The organism is Stenotrophomonas sp. Sm10, assembly GCF_030985515.1.
In the GTDB taxonomy this organism is placed as follows: domain Bacteria; phylum Pseudomonadota; class Gammaproteobacteria; order Xanthomonadales; family Xanthomonadaceae; genus Stenotrophomonas; species Stenotrophomonas hibiscicola.
The window spans coordinates 1-19,880 of the sequence record NZ_JAPTFO010000072.1; the positions used below are offsets into that span (position 1 = coordinate 1).

The 19,880-nt window shown below is 63.5% G+C and carries 30 protein-coding genes and 1 pseudogene; 1 reads left to right on the forward strand and 30 read right to left on the reverse strand.

Annotation, left to right across the window (positions count from 1 at the left end; all coding sequences use genetic code 11):
- Window positions 1–399: 399 nt before the first annotated feature.
- Window positions 400–1,791 carry a class II 3-deoxy-7-phosphoheptulonate synthase gene (locus O0J15_RS16750; protein WP_155029004.1) on the reverse strand — a complete coding sequence of 464 codons (1,392 nt, stop codon included), beginning with the start codon at window positions 1,789–1,791 and terminating at the stop codon, window positions 400–402.
- 217 nt (window positions 1,792–2,008) lie between these two features.
- On the opposite strand from O0J15_RS16750, the gene O0J15_RS16755 reads away from it, so the two are divergent.
- Window positions 2,009–4,132: a TonB-dependent receptor gene (locus O0J15_RS16755; RefSeq protein ID WP_308305988.1), complete on the forward strand. Its 2,124-nt coding sequence runs from the start codon at window positions 2,009–2,011 to the stop codon at window positions 4,130–4,132.
- 65 nt (window positions 4,133–4,197) lie between these two features.
- Here O0J15_RS16755 and O0J15_RS16760 read toward each other — a convergent pair whose 3' ends face one another.
- From O0J15_RS16760 to O0J15_RS16900, 29 genes and pseudogenes are all read right to left on the reverse strand, one after another.
- Window positions 4,198–4,704 carry a disulfide bond formation protein B gene (locus tag O0J15_RS16760; RefSeq protein WP_308305989.1) on the reverse strand — a complete coding sequence of 169 codons (507 nt, stop codon included), beginning with the start codon at window positions 4,702–4,704 and terminating at the stop codon, window positions 4,198–4,200.
- A gap of 232 nt (window positions 4,705–4,936) precedes the next feature.
- Window positions 4,937–5,320 carry a 50S ribosomal protein L17 gene (gene rplQ, locus O0J15_RS16765; protein ID WP_005408217.1) on the reverse strand — a complete coding sequence of 128 codons (384 nt, stop codon included), beginning with the start codon at window positions 5,318–5,320 and terminating at the stop codon, window positions 4,937–4,939.
- Between the two features lie 190 nt (window positions 5,321–5,510).
- Window positions 5,511–6,509: a DNA-directed RNA polymerase subunit alpha gene (rpoA, locus tag O0J15_RS16770; RefSeq protein ID WP_005408216.1), complete on the reverse strand. Its 999-nt coding sequence runs from the start codon at window positions 6,507–6,509 to the stop codon at window positions 5,511–5,513.
- Window positions 6,510–6,564: 55 nt separating this feature from the next.
- Window positions 6,565–7,194 (reverse strand): 30S ribosomal protein S4, encoded by a 630-nt coding sequence (gene rpsD / locus O0J15_RS16775; protein WP_004145446.1) that lies wholly within the window; start codon window positions 7,192–7,194, stop codon window positions 6,565–6,567.
- A 15-nt stretch (window positions 7,195–7,209) separates the two neighbouring features.
- Entirely contained in the window at window positions 7,210–7,599 is a 390-nt protein-coding gene (rpsK, locus tag O0J15_RS16780; RefSeq protein WP_004145443.1) for a 30S ribosomal protein S11, read from the reverse strand.
- 11 nt (window positions 7,600–7,610) lie between these two features.
- Window positions 7,611–7,967 carry a 30S ribosomal protein S13 gene (rpsM, locus tag O0J15_RS16785; RefSeq protein ID WP_004154500.1) on the reverse strand — a complete coding sequence of 119 codons (357 nt, stop codon included), beginning with the start codon at window positions 7,965–7,967 and terminating at the stop codon, window positions 7,611–7,613.
- Window positions 7,968–8,314: 347 nt separating this feature from the next.
- Complete coding sequence (gene secY, locus O0J15_RS16790) at window positions 8,315–9,682, reverse strand: preprotein translocase subunit SecY (RefSeq protein WP_005408215.1); 1,368 nt, start codon at window positions 9,680–9,682, stop codon at window positions 8,315–8,317.
- Between the two features lie 7 nt (window positions 9,683–9,689).
- A complete protein-coding gene (gene rplO / locus O0J15_RS16795) occupies window positions 9,690–10,133 on the reverse strand; it encodes a 50S ribosomal protein L15 (RefSeq protein WP_004154498.1) in 444 nt (147 codons plus the stop codon).
- Window positions 10,134–10,139: 6 nt separating this feature from the next.
- Complete coding sequence (gene rpmD, locus O0J15_RS16800; protein WP_005408214.1) at window positions 10,140–10,331, reverse strand: 50S ribosomal protein L30; 192 nt, start codon at window positions 10,329–10,331, stop codon at window positions 10,140–10,142.
- Window positions 10,324–10,866 carry a 30S ribosomal protein S5 gene (rpsE, locus tag O0J15_RS16805; RefSeq protein WP_004154496.1) on the reverse strand — a complete coding sequence of 181 codons (543 nt, stop codon included), beginning with the start codon at window positions 10,864–10,866 and terminating at the stop codon, window positions 10,324–10,326. The genes rpmD and rpsE overlap by 8 nt, the downstream gene beginning before the upstream one ends.
- Window positions 10,867–11,027: 161 nt before the next feature.
- The gene (gene rplR, locus O0J15_RS16810) at window positions 11,028–11,387 is read right to left on the reverse strand and encodes a 50S ribosomal protein L18 (RefSeq protein ID WP_026346969.1); all 360 of its coding nucleotides are present in this window, start codon (window positions 11,385–11,387) and stop codon (window positions 11,028–11,030) included.
- Window positions 11,388–11,467: 80 nt separating this feature from the next.
- Window positions 11,468–11,992, reverse strand: a complete 525-nt coding sequence (gene rplF / locus O0J15_RS16815; RefSeq protein WP_019659576.1) for a 50S ribosomal protein L6 — start codon at window positions 11,990–11,992, stop codon at window positions 11,468–11,470.
- A gap of 18 nt (window positions 11,993–12,010) precedes the next feature.
- Window positions 12,011–12,409 (reverse strand): 30S ribosomal protein S8, encoded by a 399-nt coding sequence (gene rpsH, locus O0J15_RS16820; RefSeq protein ID WP_021204581.1) that lies wholly within the window; start codon window positions 12,407–12,409, stop codon window positions 12,011–12,013.
- A 258-nt stretch (window positions 12,410–12,667) separates the two neighbouring features.
- On the reverse strand, window positions 12,668–12,973 hold the full coding sequence (gene rpsN / locus O0J15_RS16825; protein ID WP_019659577.1) for a 30S ribosomal protein S14: 306 nt from the start codon (window positions 12,971–12,973) through the stop codon (window positions 12,668–12,670).
- An 18-nt stretch (window positions 12,974–12,991) separates the two neighbouring features.
- Window positions 12,992–13,534 carry a 50S ribosomal protein L5 gene (gene rplE, locus O0J15_RS16830; protein WP_005415416.1) on the reverse strand — a complete coding sequence of 181 codons (543 nt, stop codon included), beginning with the start codon at window positions 13,532–13,534 and terminating at the stop codon, window positions 12,992–12,994.
- A gap of 11 nt (window positions 13,535–13,545) precedes the next feature.
- Window positions 13,546–13,863 carry a 50S ribosomal protein L24 gene (gene rplX / locus O0J15_RS16835; protein WP_004154490.1) on the reverse strand — a complete coding sequence of 106 codons (318 nt, stop codon included), beginning with the start codon at window positions 13,861–13,863 and terminating at the stop codon, window positions 13,546–13,548.
- 16 nt (window positions 13,864–13,879) lie between these two features.
- Entirely contained in the window at window positions 13,880–14,248 is a 369-nt protein-coding gene (gene rplN, locus O0J15_RS16840; protein ID WP_010483978.1) for a 50S ribosomal protein L14, read from the reverse strand.
- Window positions 14,249–14,260: 12 nt separating this feature from the next.
- Entirely contained in the window at window positions 14,261–14,530 is a 270-nt protein-coding gene (rpsQ, locus tag O0J15_RS16845; RefSeq protein ID WP_004154489.1) for a 30S ribosomal protein S17, read from the reverse strand.
- Between the two features lie 11 nt (window positions 14,531–14,541).
- Window positions 14,542–14,727, reverse strand: a complete 186-nt coding sequence (rpmC, locus tag O0J15_RS16850; protein WP_004154487.1) for a 50S ribosomal protein L29 — start codon at window positions 14,725–14,727, stop codon at window positions 14,542–14,544.
- Window positions 14,727–15,140, reverse strand: coding sequence for a 50S ribosomal protein L16 (gene rplP / locus O0J15_RS16855; RefSeq protein WP_004154486.1), 414 nt, complete (start codon window positions 15,138–15,140; stop codon window positions 14,727–14,729). Before rplP ends, rpmC begins: the two co-directional genes overlap by 1 nt.
- A 5-nt stretch (window positions 15,141–15,145) precedes the next feature.
- Window positions 15,146–15,880: a 30S ribosomal protein S3 gene (rpsC, locus tag O0J15_RS16860; RefSeq protein ID WP_005415414.1), complete on the reverse strand. Its 735-nt coding sequence runs from the start codon at window positions 15,878–15,880 to the stop codon at window positions 15,146–15,148.
- Window positions 15,881–15,898: 18 nt separating this feature from the next.
- Window positions 15,899–16,234: a 50S ribosomal protein L22 gene (rplV, locus tag O0J15_RS16865; RefSeq protein WP_004145348.1), complete on the reverse strand. Its 336-nt coding sequence runs from the start codon at window positions 16,232–16,234 to the stop codon at window positions 15,899–15,901.
- 12 nt (window positions 16,235–16,246) lie between these two features.
- The gene (gene rpsS, locus O0J15_RS16870; protein ID WP_005415413.1) at window positions 16,247–16,516 is read right to left on the reverse strand and encodes a 30S ribosomal protein S19; all 270 of its coding nucleotides are present in this window, start codon (window positions 16,514–16,516) and stop codon (window positions 16,247–16,249) included.
- Between the two features lie 6 nt (window positions 16,517–16,522).
- Complete coding sequence (rplB, locus tag O0J15_RS16875; protein WP_004145339.1) at window positions 16,523–17,350, reverse strand: 50S ribosomal protein L2; 828 nt, start codon at window positions 17,348–17,350, stop codon at window positions 16,523–16,525.
- Window positions 17,351–17,360: 10 nt separating this feature from the next.
- Window positions 17,361–17,660: a 50S ribosomal protein L23 gene (rplW, locus tag O0J15_RS16880; protein WP_004145338.1), complete on the reverse strand. Its 300-nt coding sequence runs from the start codon at window positions 17,658–17,660 to the stop codon at window positions 17,361–17,363.
- Window positions 17,657–18,262 carry a 50S ribosomal protein L4 gene (gene rplD / locus O0J15_RS16885; protein WP_019659578.1) on the reverse strand — a complete coding sequence of 202 codons (606 nt, stop codon included), beginning with the start codon at window positions 18,260–18,262 and terminating at the stop codon, window positions 17,657–17,659. The genes rplW and rplD overlap by 4 nt, the downstream gene beginning before the upstream one ends.
- A gap of 12 nt (window positions 18,263–18,274) precedes the next feature.
- Window positions 18,275–18,925 carry a 50S ribosomal protein L3 gene (gene rplC, locus O0J15_RS16890; protein ID WP_004145336.1) on the reverse strand — a complete coding sequence of 217 codons (651 nt, stop codon included), beginning with the start codon at window positions 18,923–18,925 and terminating at the stop codon, window positions 18,275–18,277.
- Between the two features lie 11 nt (window positions 18,926–18,936).
- Entirely contained in the window at window positions 18,937–19,248 is a 312-nt protein-coding gene (gene rpsJ, locus O0J15_RS16895) for a 30S ribosomal protein S10 (protein WP_005408208.1), read from the reverse strand.
- Window positions 19,249–19,580: 332 nt separating this feature from the next.
- A pseudogene (locus tag O0J15_RS16900) lies at window positions 19,581–19,880 on the reverse strand (elongation factor Tu); the annotation flags it as partial.

The window sequence follows — 19,880 nt, forward strand, 5'->3', positions numbered from 1 at the left end:
TTGGTCGGCACGGGGTCGGAGCCCATTTTGAATACTGCTATCTGAAAGAAAAATCGTGTCGACCAACGGTCGACACCTACCAACAGCCGCGCATGCCAATCGCCGCAGTTACCAGTAGATCCACGCCATGCGTGGATGATTCATTCGACATCTGACAGATGTGCCGACCAACGGTCGGCACCCACCAATAGCGACCTGAACCTGTCGAAGGTGGGGCGGTGTCGGAGTGCGGGGTGTCAGCCGCATGGATGCGGCTGCCAAGCCTACAAGGACGTACTTGTGGCGTCCCCGCACTCCGACACCGTCCCGCCAACCCACGGATAGCCCGCTTTTGACGTTGACGTTGACGTTGCTCTGGCTCGTAGCAGGTGCAGGGCTGCAAGCCCTGCCGAAAAACCCTTACCGCACTTGCTCCTGCTTGCGTACGATCGCCATCGCGATCTCCAGCGACTGCTCGTAGTTCAACCGCGGGTCCACCGTTGAACGATACGCACGCTCCAGGTCGCGCTCGGTCAGTTCGCGCGCGCCGCCGATGCACTCGGTCACGTCCTCGCCGGTCAGTTCCAGATGCACACCGCCCAGGCGCGTACCGGCGGCCGCATGCAGGTCGAACGACATCTCCACCTCGCCACGCACGTTGTCGAAGCGACGTGTCTTGAAACCGTTGGCGGTGCTTTCGGTATTGCCATGCATCGCATCGCACACCCACAGCACGCGGCGACCATCACGCTTTACCGCGTCCAGCAGCGGCGGCAGTTTCTCGGCGATCTGCGCGGCACCCATGCGGTGGATGAAGCTCAGGCGGCCCGGCTCGTCATGCGGGTTGAGCACATCGATCAGGCGCAGCAGCTGGTCCGGCGTCACCGACGGGCCCACCTTGATCGCAATCGGATTGCGCACGCCACGCAGGTATTCCACGTGCGCGCCATCCAGCGCAGCCGTGCGCATGCCGATCCACGGGTAATGCGTGCTCAGGTTCAACCAGCCCTGCTGGCGGGGCACCTGGCGGGTCAGTGCCTGCTCGTACGGCAACAGCAGCGCTTCATGCGAGGTGTAGAAGTCGATGCGGTTGAGGTTGTGCACGCGGGCCCCGGCCAACGTCTCCATGAAATGCACGGCATCGCCGATCGAGGCCACCATCTTCTGGTACTCGGCGGCCAGCGGCGAATGGCTCACCCATTCCAGGTTCCAGTACTCGGGGTGGTGCAGGTCGGCGAAACCACCATCGATCAGCGCCCGTACGAAGTTCATCGTCATCGCCGAATGCGCGTGCGCCTGCAGCATCCGCTTCGGGTCCGGCAGGCGCGCTGCTTCAGTGAAGGCCGGGGCATTGATGACATCGCCGCGGTAGCTCGGCAGGGTCACACCGTCGCGCGTCTCGGTATCGGCCGAACGCGGCTTGGCGTACTGGCCGGCGAAACGACCCACGCGGATCACCGGCTGGCGCAGCCCATGCACCAGCACCAGGCTCATCTGCAGCAGCACCTTCAGGCGGTTGGAGATGGTGCCCGATTCGCAGTCGCTGAAGTTCTCGGCGCAGTCGCCGCCCTGCAGCAGGAAGCGCTTGCCCTCCTGGGCCTCCGCCAACTGCTGCTTCAGGGCCAGGATCTCCCACGAGGTGACCAGCGGCGGCAGCCGCTTCAGCTCGTGCAGGGCAGCGTCCAGCGCCACCGGGTCCGGGTAGGTCGGCATCTGCAGCGCGGTCTTGCCACGCCAGCTCTCCGGCGACCAGGCAGCGCCGGTGGCGGCTGCGGCGGGATCGGGGACAGGCGAAACGGCGGACAGGCTCATTGCAGGCTTCCGGAGGTGGGGGACGTTCATGGTCGCAGAGCCGACCGCTGTCGCAAAGGGCCGAACGGCGTCTGCACATGACTGAACGCCGGGGAAAGGGCATCGCCATTGGCCAAAAGCGGCATGCCCACGGCCAGCCGGTCAGGCGCATGATTCGCCACGCACTGTTACGAAGTAACACTCAATCCCCAATGGCCCCTTCCACAGCCTATCCGCCATGAAGCCCTCCCTGCTTGCTACCGGCATCACCTTCGCCCTGACCCTGGCCAGCCTGCCTTCCCTCGCCGTGGCCGCCGATGCCGCCGCTCCCGTGAAGGACCTCGACGCGGTCACCGTCCACGCCCAGCTCGACCAGGCCCGCAACACGCTGTCGCCGGACATCGGCAGCAGCCAGTACCAGATCACCGCCGAGGACATCCAGAAGCAGCCGCTGGGCGCCTCCGCGCCGCTCAGCCAGGTGCTGCTGCAGGCGCCCGGCGTGGTCCAGGATTCCTACGGCGGCGTGCACGTGCGTGGCGACCACGCCAATCTGCAGTACCGCATCAACGGCGTGCTGCTGCCCGAATCGATCTCGGGCTTCGGCCAGACGCTGGATGCACGCACCATCAAGAGCATCCGCCTGATGGATGGCGCGCTGCCGGCGCAGTTCGGCGAGCGCACCGCTGCAGTGGTCGACATCACCACCCGCAGCGGCGCCGAGCTCGGCAACGGCGGCAGCGCCGGGCTGACCGCAGGCTCGTTCGGCAAGATCAATCCCAACGCCTCGTGGTGGGGCAACCAGGGGCGCTGGAGCTGGTTCCTGACTGGCAACTACGACCAGAACGAGGTTGGCCTGGAGAACCCGACCCCCTCGCGCAAGCCGCTGCACGACGACACCCACCAGGGCAAAGCGTTCGCTGACCTTACCTACCTCGTCAACGAGAACACCCGCTTGAGCGTGTTCGCCGGCTTTGCCAACAATCGCTTCCAGATCCCGGTCAACCCCGGGCAGACGCCGCAGTTCGGTTACCTCGATACCACCACCTTCGACTCCAGCCAGCTGGATGAAACCCAGCGCGAGGCCACCCGCTTCGGCATGCTGGTGCTGCAGGGCACGTTGGGCAGCACCGCATATCAGCTCTCGGCCGGGCAGCGCTACAGCGATGTGGCATTCCATCCGGATGTCGTCGGCGACCTGGTGTTCAGTGGCGTCGCCTCGCAGGTGCAACGCAGCAACCGCGCCAACACGCTGCAGGCCGATTTCTCCACCCCACTGGGCAACGACCACACGCTGCGCTATGGCCTGTACGGCAACTACGAGAATGCGCGGGCCAGCAACAGCAGCTGGGTGTTTCCGGTCGATGACGCCGGCCAGCAGTCCAGCACCACACCGCTGCTGATACCTGACCGCAGTGCCTTCCATGCCAGCACGCTGGCGCTGTACGTGCAGGATGAATGGAAGATCGGCGACGACTGGACCGTCAACTACGGCCTGCGCGGAGATCGCTACAAGGCCTTTGGCCACACCGAGGGCCAGCTCAGCCCCCGCGTGGGAGTGGTCTGGAATGCCAGCGACAGCACCACCGTGCATGCCGGCTATTCGCGTTACTTCACGCCACCGGCCAGTGAGCTGATCGCCAGCAGCGATATCGCCCTATACGACGGCACCACCAACCAGCAGCCCAGCGGCGGCAACAACACGCCACTGGCCGAACGCAGCGACTACTACGACATCGGCGTGTCGCAGCAGGTGGGCGACCACCTCACCCTGGGCTTGGACGCCTATGATCGCCGCGTTGCGCGCCTGCAGGACGAAGGCCAGTTCGGCGCCGCCAACATCTACTCGACGTTCAACTATCGCCGTGGCCACATCCGTGGGCTGGAGTTCAGTGCCGACTACAGCAACGGCCCGTTCAGCGCCTACTTCAACGCGGCGTACAACAAGGCCATCGGCACCCAGGTGATCACCAGCCAGTACAACCTAGATCCGGACGCGCTGGCCTATGTGGCCGACCACTGGATCCACCTCGACCACGACCAGAAACTGACCTCATCGGGTGGCTTCAGCTACGCCTTTGCCGGACACAACCGGATCGGTGCCAACTACGTGTTCGGCAGCGGCCTGCGTTCGGACATCGAGGGCGTACCCAACGGCGGCGAGCTGCCGTCGTACCTGCAGGTGAACCTCAGCGCCGGGCACGACTTCAATGCCGACAGCGGCCATCCGTTGCACGTCCAACTGGCCGTGATCAACGCACTGGATCGCAGCTACCAGCTGCGCGACGGTGGCGGTGTCGGCGTCTTCGCCCCGCAGTGGGGACCGCGCCGAGGTGCTTACCTGAGCCTGCAGCAGGATTTCTGAGGTAGCGCCGGCCGCTGGCCGGTATTCCCACGGTGTGCCGGCCAGCGGCCGGCACTACCCTGCGTTCAGCGCTTGACCCTGCGCAGCGACACCACCAGCGCCCACAGCGCCAGCAGCACGAACCACACGCCCGACCACATCGGCATGGTCAGGCCGAGGAAGGTCCAGTCGATGTTGCCGCAGTTGCCGGTACCGGTGAGCACCGTGCGGAACACTTCCAGCGGCCCCATGGTCTCGCGCAGGAAGCCCAGCGGCGGGCCGCAGGTCGCGCCCATCTCCGGCGGCAGCATCTGCACGTAGACGTGGCGCGCGGCAATGCCGACGCCTACTGCGGCGGCAATGAAGGCGAGAATCCCGTAGGTCGCGCGTCCCGGGCGGTTGGACGGCCCGTGCAGCGCACCGATCAGGAACAGCAGGCCCAGCGCGGCGAAGGCCAGCCGCTGGAAGATGCACAGCGGACACGGCTCCAGGCCCATCTTCAGCTGCAGGAAGATCGCGTAGCCGAGCAGGCCCGCGCAGATCAGGAAGCCCAGGAAGAACTGGGCGCGGAAGGGCCAGCGCAGTGGATTCATCGTCAACGCTCGAATGGATCAGGGCGCCAAGCGTAACCGAGAGCGCGCGCCATTCGAACCGCCACAGGTGACGCCTGTCGGAACGGTGCGGGTCGCATTGTGCCGCAGGTAGCGCCGGGCCATGCCCGGCGAGCGTAGCGGATACGGAAACGCCGGGCATGGCCCGGCGCTACCAGAACGCAAAAGCCCGGCAGAGGCCGGGCTTTCGCTGTGTCGCGTTGGAGCGGTCCGATTACTCGGCCACTTCCTCGGCCACGACCGGACGGTCGACCAGCTCGACGTAGGCCATCGGCGCGTTGTCGCCGGCGCGGAAACCGCACTTCAGCAGGCGCAGGTAGCCGCCCGGACGGTTCGCGTAGCGCGGGCCCAGGATGGTGAACAGGTTGCCCACCGCTTCGTTGTCGCGCAGGCGGGCGAAGGCCAGACGGCGGTTGGCGACGGAGTCGACCTTGGCCAGGGTGATCAGCGGCTCGGCAACGCGGCGCAGTTCCTTGGCCTTCGGCAGGGTGGTCTTGATCAGCTCGTGCTTGAACAGCGAGGCGGCCATGTTCTTGAACATCGCTTCGCGGTGGGCGCTGGTGCGGCTGAACTTACGGCCAGACTTCTGGTGACGCATGGTGATATTCCTTGGTTAATGATGAGGCTGTGCGGATCGTTGTCGCCATCCTGGCGTTGCTGCGCGGACTGCGGTTGGTCCTGGCCCTCCGTCCTGGACGGCCTGCCCGCGAACCTGCGGTTCGTCGTGGCGTGTTGTGTTGCGTTGAAGGCTCCACCGCGAACGGTGGAGCCTTCAGGCATTACCGATATCAGCCCAGCATGCCGTGGCTGGCGACGCCGGCCGGCGGCCAGTTCTCCAGCTTCATGCCGAGCGACAGGCCGCGCTGAGCCAGCACTTCCTTGATCTCGGTGAGCGACTTCTTGCCCAGGTTCGGGGTCTTCAGCAGCTCCACTTCGGTCTTCTGGATCAGATCGCCGATGTAGTAGATGCTTTCAGCCTTCAGGCAGTTGGCCGAACGCACGGTCAGCTCCAGATCGTCGATCGGGCGCAGCAGCACCGGATCCACGCCGTTGTTGGCCGGCTTGGCCGCACCGCGGTCGCGGTGGGTGAAGTCACCGAACACCGACAGCTGGTCGCTGAGGATGTCGGCGGCGGTGCGCACGGCTTCCTCGGCATCGATGGTGCCGTTGGTCTCGATATCGATGACCAGCTTGTCCAGGTCGGTACGCTGTTCGACGCGGGCCGCTTCCACGGCATAGGCGACGCGGCGGACCGGCGAGAACGAGGCATCCAGGACCAGGCGGCCGATGGCACGGGTTTCTTCGTCCGGACGACGACGCGCGGCAGCCGGCTGGTAGCCGAAACCACGTTCGATCTTCAGACGCATGTTGATCGCCGTGTCCTTGGTCAGGTGGCAGATCACATGGTCGCCGTTCAGGATCTCCACATTGTGGTCGACCTTGATGTCGGCAGCGGTGACAACGCCCGGGCCCTGCTTGGACAGGGACAGGGTGGCGCTGTCGCCGGAGTGCATACGGATGGCCACGTCCTTCAGGTTCAGCAGGACTTCGAGCACGTCCTCCTGCAGACCTTCGACCGTGGTGTACTCATGCAACACGCCGTCGATTTCGACTTCCGTGATGGCGAAGCCCGGGATGGACGACAGCAGCACGCGACGCAGGGCGTTGCCCAGCGTATGCCCGTAACCCCGCTCCAAAGGTTCGATAACGACCTTTGCACGGGTGTCGGTAAGGCGTTCGATCTGCGGACCGCGAGGACGCAGAACCTGGTTGGCGGTAACCGTCATGTTGCGGGTTCTCCTAGTGAACCCCCGGCCGTCGCCGGGGGCTCTCCAATGTGAATTACTTCGAATACAGCTCGACGATCAGCGCTTCGTTGATGTCCGCAGGCAGATCCGAACGATCCGGAACGGCCTTGAAGATGCCGGTGAACTTGCCGGAATCCACTTCAACCCACGACGGGCTCAGGTCATGCTGGGCGGCGACGGTCAGGGCTTCCTGGACGCGCAGCTGCTTGGCAGCCTTTTCAGACAGGGCGATGGCGTCGCCAGCCTTGACCTGGTACGAAGCCAGGTTGACCGACTTGCCATTCACGGTGACGCCGCGGTGCGACACCAGCTGACGAGCAGCCGGACGGGTCACGGCGAAGCCCATGCGGTAGACGACGTTGTCCAGGCGGGTTTCCAGCAGCTGCAGCAGGTTCTCGCCGGTGTTGCCCTTCTTGGTCGAGGCCTTCTTGTAGTAGTTGCGGAACTGACGCTCCAGCAGGCCGTAGATACGCTTGACCTTCTGCTTTTCACGCAGCTGGGTGGCGTAGTCGGACAGCTTGCCCTTGCGGGCAGTGGCGCCGTGCTGGCCGGGCTTCTGCTCCAGCTTGCACTTGGAGTCCAGCGCACGCGCCGGGCTCTTCAGGGACAGGTCGGCGCCTTCGCGACGGGCGAGCTTACAGGTAGGACCGATATAACGAGCCATTTCTTATCGCTCCCTTTAGACGCGACGCTTCTTCGGCGGACGGCACCCGTTGTGCGGGATGGGCGTCACGTCGATGATGTTGGTGATCTTGTAGCCGACGTTGTTCAGCGAACGCACGGCCGACTCACGGCCCGGACCCGGGCCCTTGATGCGGACTTCCAGCGACTTCACGCCGTAGTCCAGCGCAGCACGACCGGCCTTTTCAGCAGCCACCTGGGCAGCGAACGGGGTCGACTTGCGCGAACCGCGGAAGCCAGCGCCACCGGAGGTCGCCCACGACAGAGCATTGCCCTGACGGTCGGTGATGGTGACGATGGTGTTGTTGAACGAAGCGTGGACGTGGGCAACGCCGTCGGTGACGACGCGCTTGATCTTCTTCTTGGTCTTAGCAGCGGGCTTAGCCATTTCTCAGTCCCTTACTTCTTGATCGCCTTGCGCGGACCCTTGCGGGTGCGGGCGTTGGTACGGGTGCGCTGGCCACGCAGCGGGAGGCCACGACGGTGACGCAGGCCGCGGTAGCAGCCCAGGTCCATCAGGCGCTTGATCGCGATGCCGATCTCACGGCGCAGATCGCCTTCCACGATGTACTTGCCGACTTCGGCGCGCAGGCGCTCGATTTCCGGCTCCGACAGATCGCGGATCTTGGTGGTCGAAGCAACGCCTGCGACTTCGCAGACCTTCTTCGAACGGGTACGGCCGATGCCGTAAATGCTTTGCAACCCGACCCAGACGTGCTTCTGGGCTGGCAGGTTGACGCCTGCAATACGCGCCATGACGCGGTTCTCCAGCTGAGTGATGGCCGACAGCGCGCCTCGGGCACGCCAATCCGGCAGGATGGATCAAAAAAGTGAGCTAGCGATACTAACAAGGTTCCGGTTTACATGGAAGCCCGTGAAACCACTGGTTTCATGAACCCGGCCTGGGGAGTGTGCCCAGGCTCCGGCGCCGGATGGGGTTGGACCCGGGGTATCCCCCGGGGCCGCCCGCGCTACTCCAGCGCGGGACCACCTCATCACACCCCCACCCGGAACCGCTGCGGGGGCCGCCCTTCGTTTGTGTGGCCGGAGTCCGCGAAGCGGAGGGACCATCACGTCAGGAAGACGAAAGTATAACAGGCCAATCAGCCGCGGGCAAAACCGCCGCGGTTGCCGCCCTTCAGGTTGGCCTTCTTCAGCAGGCTCTCGTACTGGTGGGACATCAGGTGCGCCTGCACCTGGGCGATGAAGTCCATCACCACCACCACCACGATCAGCAGCGAAGTACCGCCGAAGTAGAACGAGGCGTTCAGCTGCGTGCGCATCAGTTCCGGCAGCAGGCAGACGATCACCAGGTAGGCCGAGCCGGCCGCGGTCAGGCGGGTCAGCACGCCGTCGATGTAGTCGGCAGTGGCCTTGCCCGGACGGATGCCCGGAATCAGCGCGCCCGACTTCTTCAGGTTGTCGGCGGTTTCCTGCGAGTTGAACACCAGCGCGGTGTAGAAGAACGCGAAACCGGTGATCAGCGCGGCGAAGACGATCATGTGCAGCGGCTCGCCCGGGCCCAGCGCGTTGGCGACCTTCTGCAGGACCTGGCCGAAGCTGCTCTGGTTGGCGGCCTGGCCGGACCACATGGCCAGGGTGGCCGGGAAGGCCAGCAGGCTCGAGGCGAAGATCGCCGGGATGACGCCGGCCATGTTGAGCTTCAGCGGCAGGAACGAGGTCTGGTTCATGTACGCGTTGCGACCGCCCTGGCGGCGTGCGTAGTTGACCGTGATCCGGCGCTGGCCACGCTCGACGAACACCACGAAGAAGGTGAAGGCGAGCACGACAATGGCGATCAGCAGCAGCTGGATGAACTGGATGTTGCCGTCGCGGTAGGCGTCGAAGGTGTGGATGATCGCACCCGGCAGGCCAGCGACGATACCGGCGAAGATGATCAGCGACACGCCGTTGCCGATGCCGCGCTCGGTGACCTGCTCACCGACCCACATCAGGAACATGGTGCCGGCGGTCAGCGCGACCACGGCGGTGAGCACGAAGCCCATGCCCGGCGCATACACGACCGGAGCGCCCGACGGCGAGACCTGGCCCTGCAGGGCCAGTGCGATCGAACCGCCCTGCACCACTGCCAGCAGCACGGCGCCGATGCGCGAATACTGGGTGATCTTGCGGCGGCCGGACTCACCTTCCTTCTGCATCGCCTTCAGGGCGGGGAAGATGTGCACGGCCAGCTGCATCACGATCGATGCCGAGATGTACGGCATCACGTTCAGCGCGAAGATGCTGAAACGGTGCAGGGCGCCGCCCGAGAACATGTTGAACATGTCCACGATGCCGCCGCCCTGCTGTTGCATCATGGCAAGCATGGCATCGGGATTGACGCCCGGCACCGGCACGTAGCAGCCGATGCGATAGACGATCAAAGCCCCGACGACGAACAGCAAACGTTGGCGAAGTTCAGTGAACTTGCCCATTCCGCCCGCGAGGTTACCGATGCCAGCTTGCGCCATGATTTTCTTACTCCGTTACGCTGCCGCCGGCAGCTTCGATCGCGGCCTTGGCACCCGCCGTGGCAGCAATACCCTTCAGGGTGAACGCCTTGGTCACTTCGCCCTTGACGACGACCTTGGCCTTCTTGGCAGTGCTCGGAACCAGCTTGGCAGCACGCAGGGCGGCGAAGTCGATCTCACCGGCCGGCAGCTTGTCCAGTGCGTACAGCAGCACTTCAGCGGTGTCCTTGGCGATCGGCGAACGGAAGCCGATCTTCGGCAGACGACGCTGCATGGGGGTCTGGCCGCCTTCGAAGCCAGCCTTGATCTTGCCGCCACCCTTGCGGGCGAACGAACCCTTGTGGCCGCGGCCGGCAGTCTTGCCCAGGCCCGAGCCGATACCGCGACCGACGCGGGTACGCTCGGTGCGGGCGCCCGGTGCCGGGCTCAGTTCATTGAGACGCAGAGTCATGGTCGATTACTCCTCAACCTGGACGAGGTACTGAACCTTGTTGATCAGGCCGCGCACCTGCGGGCTGTCCTTCAGTTCACGCACATCGTTGAGCTTGTTCAGGCCCAGCGCACGCACCGACAGGCGGTGACGCGACTGGGTGCCACGCAGGCCACGCACCAGGCGGACCTTGACAGTCTTGTTGGACTCATTAGCCATGGTTGAGTTCCTCCACCTTCTTGCCGCGCTTGGCCGCGATGCGAGCCGGCGACTGTGCAGCAGCCAGGCCCTTCACGGTGGCACGCACCAGGTTGATCGGGTTGCGCGAACCGGTGGCCTTGGCCAGCACGTTCTTCACGCCAACGGCTTCCAGCACGGCGCGCATGGCACCGCCGGCGATCACGCCGGTACCTTCCGAAGCCGGCTGCATGAACACGCGGGCTGCGCCGTGACCATCCTTGATGGTGTGCCACAGGGTGCCGTTGTTCAGGTCAACGCTGACCAGGTTCTTGCGGGCCTGTTCCATCGACTTCTGGATGGCAACCGGCACTTCGCGGGCCTTGCCATAGCCGAAACCGACCTTGCCTTCGCCGTCGCCGACGACGGTCAGGGCGGTGAAGGTGAACTGGCGGCCACCCTTGACGGTCTTGCTGACGCGGTTGACCGCGACCAGCTTTTCGATCATGCCGTCGTCGATCTTCTCTTCGCGGTTACGGTCGCGATCGCGACCCCGCTGCTGACGCTCTTCTGCCATGTTGATTCCTTGGTTGTTTGGGTATGTACGGCTCGAAGCCGCTTATGGTTGTGGCGTGACGCGTTGTTCCGGTGGGCCGCTGCAGAAGAGCGGCGCCGTCCAGCCTCACTCAGGCTGGCGAGCAGGTGGGCAGGAGGCCAATGGCCCCCTGCCCTTGTCCCTTAGAACTGCAGGCCGGCTTCGCGGGCGGCTTCTGCCAGGGCCTTGATGCGGCCGTGGTAGCGGTAGCCCGAACGATCGAAGGCAACCTTCTCGATGCCGGCGGCCTTGGCGCGCTCGGCAACGATGCGGCCAACCTTGGCAGCAGCATCGGCGTTCTTGCCGTTCTTCAGGCCTTCGATGACGTCGGCCTGGGTGGTGTTGGCAGCAGCCAGCACCTTGGAGCCGTCGGCGGTGAAGACCTGGGCGTACAGGTGCTGGCCGGTGCGCAGCACCGACAGGCGGGCGACGCCGAGCTCACGGATGTGGGCGCGGGTCGACTTGGCGCGACGCAGGCGGGCGATGTTCTTGTTCATTTTGATTATTCCTTGAAAGCTGAAGGAAGAGCTTTTCCCTGAGAAGTCCGCACAGGGATGTGCGGGCTCTTGCGAGGGACTCGCGCTTATGCCTTCTTGGCTTCCTTACGGATGATGACTTCGTCGGAGTACTTCACGCCCTTGCCCTTGTACGGTTCCGGCTTGCGGAACGCACGGATCTTGGCGGCGACTTCACCGACGACCTGCTTGTCAGCGCCCTGGACCAGGATCTCGGTCTGGGTCGGGGTCGACAGCGTGATGCCTTCCGGCGCCACGAACACGACCGGGTGCGAGAAGCCCAGCGACAGGTTCAGGTCCTTGCCCTGCATGGCAGCGCGGTAACCCACGCCCACCAGCTCCAGCTTGCGCTCGAAGCCTTCGGACACGCCCTTGACCATGTTGGACAGGATCGCACGCACGGTACCGGTCAGTGCGACCAGGTCGGCGCTTTCGGTGCTCAGGGTGGCAACGCCGTTGTCGACGTTGATGGCAATACCGGCCGGCTTGGCCAGCGACAGGGTGCCCTTCGGGCCCTTGGCGGTGACGCTGTCCGACTGGACGTTCAGTTCAACCTTACCCAGGGTAATCGGCTTCTTGGCTACGCGGGACATAGTTCTACTCCTTTCGCCTTAGGCCACGAAGCACAGGACTTCGCCGCCGACGCCCAGCTGGCGCGCCTGCGCATCAGTCATGATGCCCTTGGAGGTGGAAATGATGGAGATACCCAGGCCGTTCATGACCTTCGGCAGCTCGCTCTTGCCGCGGTACTGGCGCAGGCCCGAACGCGAGAAGCGCTTCAGGGTCGCGATGACCGGCTTGCCTTCGAAATACTTCAGCACGATTTCCAGCTCGGACTTGTTGTTTTCCAGCTGGGTCACGCGCAGGTCGGCGATGTAACCCTCGTCCTTCAGGACCTGGGCGATCGCAACCTTGATCTTGGACGACGGGGCTTTCACCGTCTGCTTGCCCACCGCGGCCGCATTCTTGATGCGGACCAGCAGGTCGGCGATGGGATCAGTCATGCTCATATGAGTACCTTTGAGTGCACCGATATCCGCTTTCGCGAAAATCTGTTGTCTCCTGGAAACGGGCCAGGTCCCTTGATGCAGCGGGCCGGAAGCCCACTCCTACGACCCCGTTTGCGCAGGGCAAGACGCGGGAGTATACGCCAAAAGAGCCCGGCTTGCGCCGGGCTCCTCGGTTTTTTTGCGTCGGGAAAGCTGAATGCCTCCCCTGCCCGGTTCAGGAACCCCCGAAGGGGCTCCTGATCGCAGGGCCGGCTGGGGTTACCAGCTGGCCTTGCGCAGACCCGGCACGTCGCCACGCATGGTGGCTTCACGCAGCTTGTTACGGCCCAGGCCGAACTTGCTGTAGACGCCACGCGGACGACCCGACAGCTCGCAACGATTACGCTGGCGGCTCGGCGACGAATCGCGCGGCAGCTTGGCCAGCTTGGTTGCGGCCTCGATCTTCTCTTCGTAGGTCGCGTCCACGGAGGACACGATCTTCTTCAGAGCCGCACGCTTTTCAGCGTACTTCTTGGCCAGCTTTTCCCGCTTGATGTCGCGGTTGACCATGGAGGTCTTTGCCATTTCGGTTTCCTCGACAGATCAGTTACGGAACGGGAACTTGAACGCTGCCAGCAGCGCCTTCGCTTCCGCATCGGTCTTCGCAGTGGTGGTGATGGCGATATCCATGCCGCGGATCGCGTCGACGGCGTCGAAGTCGATTTCCGGGAAGATGATCTGCTCCTTCACACCCATGTTGAAGTTGCCGCGGCCGTCGAAGGAACGGCCGGAAACACCACGGAAGTCGCGCACGCGCGGCAGCGAGATGTTGATCAGGCGGTCCAGGAACTCGTACATCTTGTGGCGACGCAGCGTGGTCTTGCAGCCGATCGGCCAACCATCACGGATCTTGAACGACGCGACCGAGATACGCGACTTGGTGACAACCGGCTTCTGGCCGGAAATCTTGGTCATGTCCGCGACGGCGTTTTCCAGGATCTTCTTGTTGGTGGCAGCCTCGCCGACACCCATGTTCAGGGTGACCTTGACGAGCTTCGGTACTTCCATCGGATTGGTGTAACCGAACTGCTTCATCAGCGCCGGCACCACTTCTTCCTTGTAGATCTTTTCGAGACGGGAAGTCATCTTCACATTCCTCAGGCGTCGAGCGCCTCACCGCTGGAGCGGAACACACGCAGTTTGCGTCCATCCTCCAGCACCTTGAAGCCAACGCGTTCGCCCTTGCCCGAAGCCGGGTTCAGCACGTTCACGTTGGAGATATGGATCGAAGCTTCGCGCTCGACCACGCCGCCGGCAACACCTGCCTGCGGGTTCGGCTTGGTGTGGCGCTTGACGATGTTCACGTTGGCGACGACCACACGGTCGCCGTCGACGCGGACGACTTCGCCCTGCTTGCCCTTGTCCTTGCCAGCGTTGACGACAACCTGGTCGCCCTTCTTGATACGGTTAGCCATGATTATCTCCTGTCGCTCACAGCACTTCGGGAGCGAGCGAGACGATCTTCATGAACTTCTCCGAACGAAGTTCACGGGTCACCGGCCCGAAGATACGGGTACCGATCGGCTCCTGCTTGTTGTTCAGCAGGACGGCCGCGTTGCCGTCGAAGCGGATCAGCGAACCGTCCGCGCGACGCACACCCTTGCGGGTACGCACCACGACGGCGTCATACACTTCACCCTTCTTGACCTTGCCGCGCGGAATCGCATCCTTCACGGTGACCTTGATGATGTCGCCGATGCCGGCGTAACGGCGCTTGGAACCACCCAGCACCTTGAAGCACATCACCTGCTTGGCACCCGAATTGTCCGCGACGTCAAGGTAGCTCTGCATCTGGATCATGATTCAGACTCCTTATTCAGCCGCACGCGTGATGACTTCCACCACGCGCCAGTTCTTGGTCTTGGACATCGGAGCAATCTCGGTCACGCGGACGACATCGCCTTCCTTGCAGGCGTTGTCGGCATCGTGGGCGTGCAGCTTGGTCGAGCGCTTGATGTACTTGCCGTACAGCGCGTGCTTGACCTGACGCTCAACCAGGACGGTAACCGTCTTGTCCATCTTGTTGCTGACGACACGGCCTTCGACCGTGCGCAGCGTCTTCTTTTCAGTATTGTCGCTCATAGCGGCCATCCTTACTTCGTGCTGCCGAGCAGGGTCTTGACGCGAGCAATCTCGCGACGGACCCGGCGAATGTCGTGGGTCTTCGGCAGCTGGCCGGTGACCTGCTGCATACGGACAGAGAACTGTTCCTTACGCAGGTCGATCAGGTGGGCCTTGAGTTCGTCAGCCGACTTTTCACGGAGAGTTTTGATATCCATCAGCGCACCGTACGGGTCACGAAAGTGGTGGTGACCGAGAGCTTGGCGGCGGCCAGGCGGAACGCCTCGCGAGCCACTTCCTCGGAAACACCCTCGATTTCATAGATCATGCGGCCGGGCTGGATCTGGGCCACCCAGTATTCCACGTTACCCTTACCCGAACCCATTCGGACTTCGATGGGCTTCTTGGTGATGGGCTTGTCGGGGAACACGCGGATCCACATCTTGCCGCCGCGCTTGACGTAGCGGCTGATCGAGCGGCGGGCCGCTTCGATCTGGCGCGCGGTCAGCTGACCGTGTGCGGTTGCCTTCAGGCCGTATTCGCCGAAGCTGACAGCGTTGGCGCTCCAGCTCAGGCCATCGTTACGGCCCTTGTGTACCTTGCGGTACTTGGTTCGCTTGGGTTGCAACATTGTCGTTACCTCGCTTCACGGGCCGGGCGCTGACGGTCACCACGGTCGCCGCGATCGTGACGATCGTTGCGCGACGGAGTGTCGTCCTGCTTTTCCTGGCCAACCTGGGAGAAATCGAAGACCTCGCCCTTGTAGATCCAGACCTTGATGCCGATGATGCCGTAGGTCGTCTTGGCTTCAGCGAAGCCATAGTCGATGTCGGCACGCAGGGTGTGCAGCGGCACGCGGCCTTCGCGGTACCACTCCGAACGGGCGATTTCTGCACCGTTGAGGCGGCCACCGACGTTGACCTTGATGCCCAGGGCACCCAGGCGCATCGCGTTGCCGACCGAGCGCTTCATTGCACGGCGGAACATGATGCGACGCTCCAGCTGCTGGGCGATCGACTCGGCAACGAGCTGCGCGTCCAGTTCCGGCTTGCGCACTTCGGTGACGTTGATGTGCGCCGGGACGCCCATCATCTCGCTCACTTCCTTGCGCAGCTTCTCGATGTCCTCACCGCGCTTGCCGATCACCACGCCCGGACGGGCGGTGTGGATCGTCACGCGAGCGGTCTTGGCCGGACGCTCGATCAGGATCTTGCTGATGCCGGCCTGGGCCAGCTTCTTGCGCAGCATGTCGCGCACTTTCAGGTCGGCTGCCAGGTAACCGGCGAACTCGGCCTTGTTGGCGTACCACTTGGAGTTCCAGTCCTTGGAAATGCCGAGGCGGATACCAATCGGATGAACTTTATGACCCATGGTCTTTTCCTTATCCGCTTACTTGGCGGCGCCCACAACCACAGTGATGTGGCTGGTGCGCTTGAGGATGCGGGTACCGCGGCCTTTCGCCCGCGCCATGAAACGCTTCAGGGTCGGACCTTCATCAACCATGATGGTCTGAACCTTCAGCTCGTCGACGTCGGCGCCCTGGTTGTTCTCGGCATTGGCAATAGCCGACTCCACCACCTTCTTGATCAGGTGGGCAGCCTTCTTGTCCGAGAACTTCAGCAGGTTGACCGCACGTTCGGCCGGCAGACCGCGCACCTGGTCAGCGACCAGACGAGCCTTCTGCGGGGAGATGCGCGCAGTGCGCAGGATGGCTTTCGCTTCCATTGTCATCTCTCCTTACTTGCCCGACTTCTTGTCACCACCGTGACCCTTGAAGGTCCGGGTGATGGCAAATTCGCCGAGCTTGTGGCCGACCATGTTCTCGTTGACGAGAACCGGGATGTGGTTCTTGCCGTTATGCACGGCAATGGTGATGCCTACCATGTCAGGCAGGATCATCGAACGGCGCGACCAGGTCTTGATCGGCTTCTTGCTGCCCGCAGCGGCCTCCACCTTCTTGACGAGGTGGTGATCGACGAACGGGCCCTTCTTGAGTGAACGTGCCATGGTCGATTAGCCCCTACGATCGCGGACGATGAACTGCTGAGTGCGCTTGTTATGGCGCGTCTTGTAACCCTTGGTCGGGACACCCCACGGGGTGACCGGATGCGGGTTACCCTGGCCGGCCTTGGCCTCACCACCACCGTGCGGGTGGTCAACCGGGTTCATGGCAGCACCACGAACGGTCGGGCGGACGCCGCGCCAACGCTTGGCACCGGCCTTGCCCAGCTTTTCCAGGCTGTGCTCGTCGTTGCCGACTTCGCCGATGGTGGCGCAGCACTCGACCGGCACCTTGCGCATTTCACCCGAGCGCAGGCGCAGGGTGGCGTAGATGCCTTCGCGGGCCACCAGCTGCACGGCCGCACCGGCGGCGCGGGCGATCTGAGCGCCCTTGCCGGGCTTCAGTTCGATGCAGTGGATGGTGGTACCGACCGGGATGTTGCGCAGCGGCAGGGTGTTGCCAGCCTTGATCGGGGCATCCGAACCAGCGATCACCTGATCACCGGCCTTCAGGCCCTTCGGGGCGATGATGTAGCGGCGCTCACCGTCGACGTAGCACAGCAGGGCGATGTGGGCGGTGCGGTTCGGATCGTATTCGATGCGTTCCACGCGCGCCGGGATGCCCAGCTTGTTGCGCTTGAAGTCGATGATGCGGTAGTGCTGCTTGGCACCACCACCGACGTGACGCACGGTGATGCGGCCATGGTGGTTACGACCACCCGAGCGGCTCTGCGACTCGACCAGGGCAGCGTGCGGAGCACCCTTGTGCAGGTCGGGAGTGACCACGCGCACGGCCGAACGGCGGCCGGGGGAAGTGGGCTTGAATTTCATCAATGGCATGGGATGTACCTCAGGCCTTGGCCGTTACATCGATCGACTGGCCATCGGCCAGGCGAACGTACGCCTTGCGCCAATCGCCGCGGCGGCCAGCACGGTTACGGAAGGACTTGTTCTTGCCCTTGACGTTGACCACGTTGACAGCTTCGACCTTGACGTCGAACAGCTGCTCAACCGCGGCCTTTACATCGGCCTTGGTGGCTTCGTTCGAAACTTCGAAGACATACTGGTTGGAGAGTTCCTGCAGGCGCGCGGTCTTTTCGGAGACACGCGGGGCACGCAGCACGCTGAAGATTTTTTCGTTGCTGTTCATGCCAGCCACTCCTCGACCTTCTTGACCGCGTCAGCGGTGATGACGACCGTGTCGGCACCCACCAGCGAGACCGGATCCAGGCCCTGGACGTCACGCACCTGCACGTACGGCAGATTGCGGGCGGACAGGTACAGGTGCTCGGACGCTTCTTCGGTGACGATCAGCGGGCGCTTGCCCACTTCCAGGCCGGCCAGCTTGGCGACCAGACCCTTCGTGTTGGTCACTTCGACGTCGAAGGACTCCACGATGGTCAGACGGCCCTGACGGTTCAGCTCGGACAGGATCGCGCACATGGCGGCACGGTACTGCTTACGATTGACCTTCTGCTCGAAGCTGCGCGGCTTGGCCGCGAAGGTGACACCGCCGCCGACGAAGATCGGAGCCGTCAGTGCGCCATGACGCGCGCCGCCGCCCTTCTGCTTCTTCGACTTCTTGGTGGTACCAGCCACTTCGGAGCGAGTCTTCTGTGCCTTGGTGCCGGCGCGACCGGCGTTGCGGTAAGCAACGACGACCTGGTGGACCAGATCTTCGCTGAAATCGCGACCGAACACGGCTTCGGAGACCGAGACCTTGTTGTTGCTACCCGTGATAACGAGTTCCATCGTCATCTCTCCTTATGCCTTGCTCGCCGGACGGACGATCACATCGCCACCGGCCGCGCCCGGAACGGCGCCGCGAACGGCGATCAGACCGCGCTCGACGTCGACCTTGACCACTTCCAGGTTCTGGGTGCTCTGCTGCACCGCGCCCATGTGGCCCGACATCTTCTTGCCCGGGAAAACGCGACCCGGGGTCTGGCGCTGACCCAGCGAACCCGGCGCGCGATGCGACAGCGAGTTACCGTGGGTTGCATCGCCCATACGGAAGTTGTGGCGCTTGATGGTGCCCTGGAAGCCCTTACCCTTGGTGACACCCTGGACGTCGACGATCTGGCCGACTTCGAAGATGTCCGCCTTGACTTCGCCGCCAACGGCGAAATCGCCGAGCTGCGCGTCTTCAACGCGGAATTCCCACAGGCCACGACCCGCTTCCACCTTCGCCTTGGCGAAGTGGCCGGCTTCCGGCTTGTTGACCAGGGCAGCGCGACGCGCGCCGACGGTCACCTGCACGGCGCTGTAGCCGTCGGTTTCGACGGTCTTGATCTGCGCGATGCGGTTCGGGGTTGCTTCGATCAGGGTCACCGGGATGGAGCGGCCATCTTCAGTGAACACGCGGCTCATGCCGGCCTTGCGGCCCACGAAGCCCAACGAATACTTCTTCGTCATGGTCGTAGTCCTCAGGTCAGCTTGATCTGAACGTCGACGCCGGCAGCCAGTTCGAGCTTCATCAGCGCGTCCACGGTCTTGTCATTCGGGTCAACGATATCGAGCACGCGCTTGTGCGTGCGGGTCTCGTACTGGTCACGCGCGTCCTTGTCGACGTGCGGGGAGACGAGAACGGTGTAGCGCTCGATCTTGGTCGGCAGCGGGATCGGGCCACGCACTTGCGCGCCGGTCCGCTTTGCCGTTTCAACGATCTCGCTGGCCGAACGGTCGATCAGACGATGATCGAACGCTTTCAGCCGGATCCGGATCTTTTGGTCCGCCATGGCGGTAGGTTCCTTCGTTAAAAGAGCGACAGACAAAGCCTCTGGGTTGCTTTGCCCCATGAAATTCCTGAATACGGACGGCCCACACTCCTGCAGGCCGACAAGGTCACTCCATAGACCTCAAAAACGTAGGCAGACCAGTTTCCCGGCCTGCCCAGACGTAGAAGCATAATGGCACACAAGGCAGCTGTCAACAGTCGCCTGTTGACGCCGCCTGAATGGCATTGACCCTTCCTGGTCCGGGGAACACAAGGCACATCCTGTGCCTGCTTTCCCATTTGATACGCCCCGATGCCCTACCCAGGCAACATCGGGGCGCAGATACTACCAGATTACTCGATGATCTTCGAGACCACGCCGGCGCCGACGGTGCGGCCGCCTTCGCGGATGGCGAAGCGCAGGCCTTCGTCCATCGCCACCGGGTTGATCAGGGTGACGACCATCTTGACGTTGTCACCCGGCATCACCATTTCGACGCCTTCCGGCAGTGCAGCTGCGCCGGTGATGTCGGTGGTGCGGAAGTAGAACTGCGGACGGTAGCCGTTGAAGAACGGAGTGTGACGGCCGCCTTCGTCCTTCGACAGGACGTAGACTTCACCCTCGAACTTGGTGTGCGGCTTGATCGTGCCCGG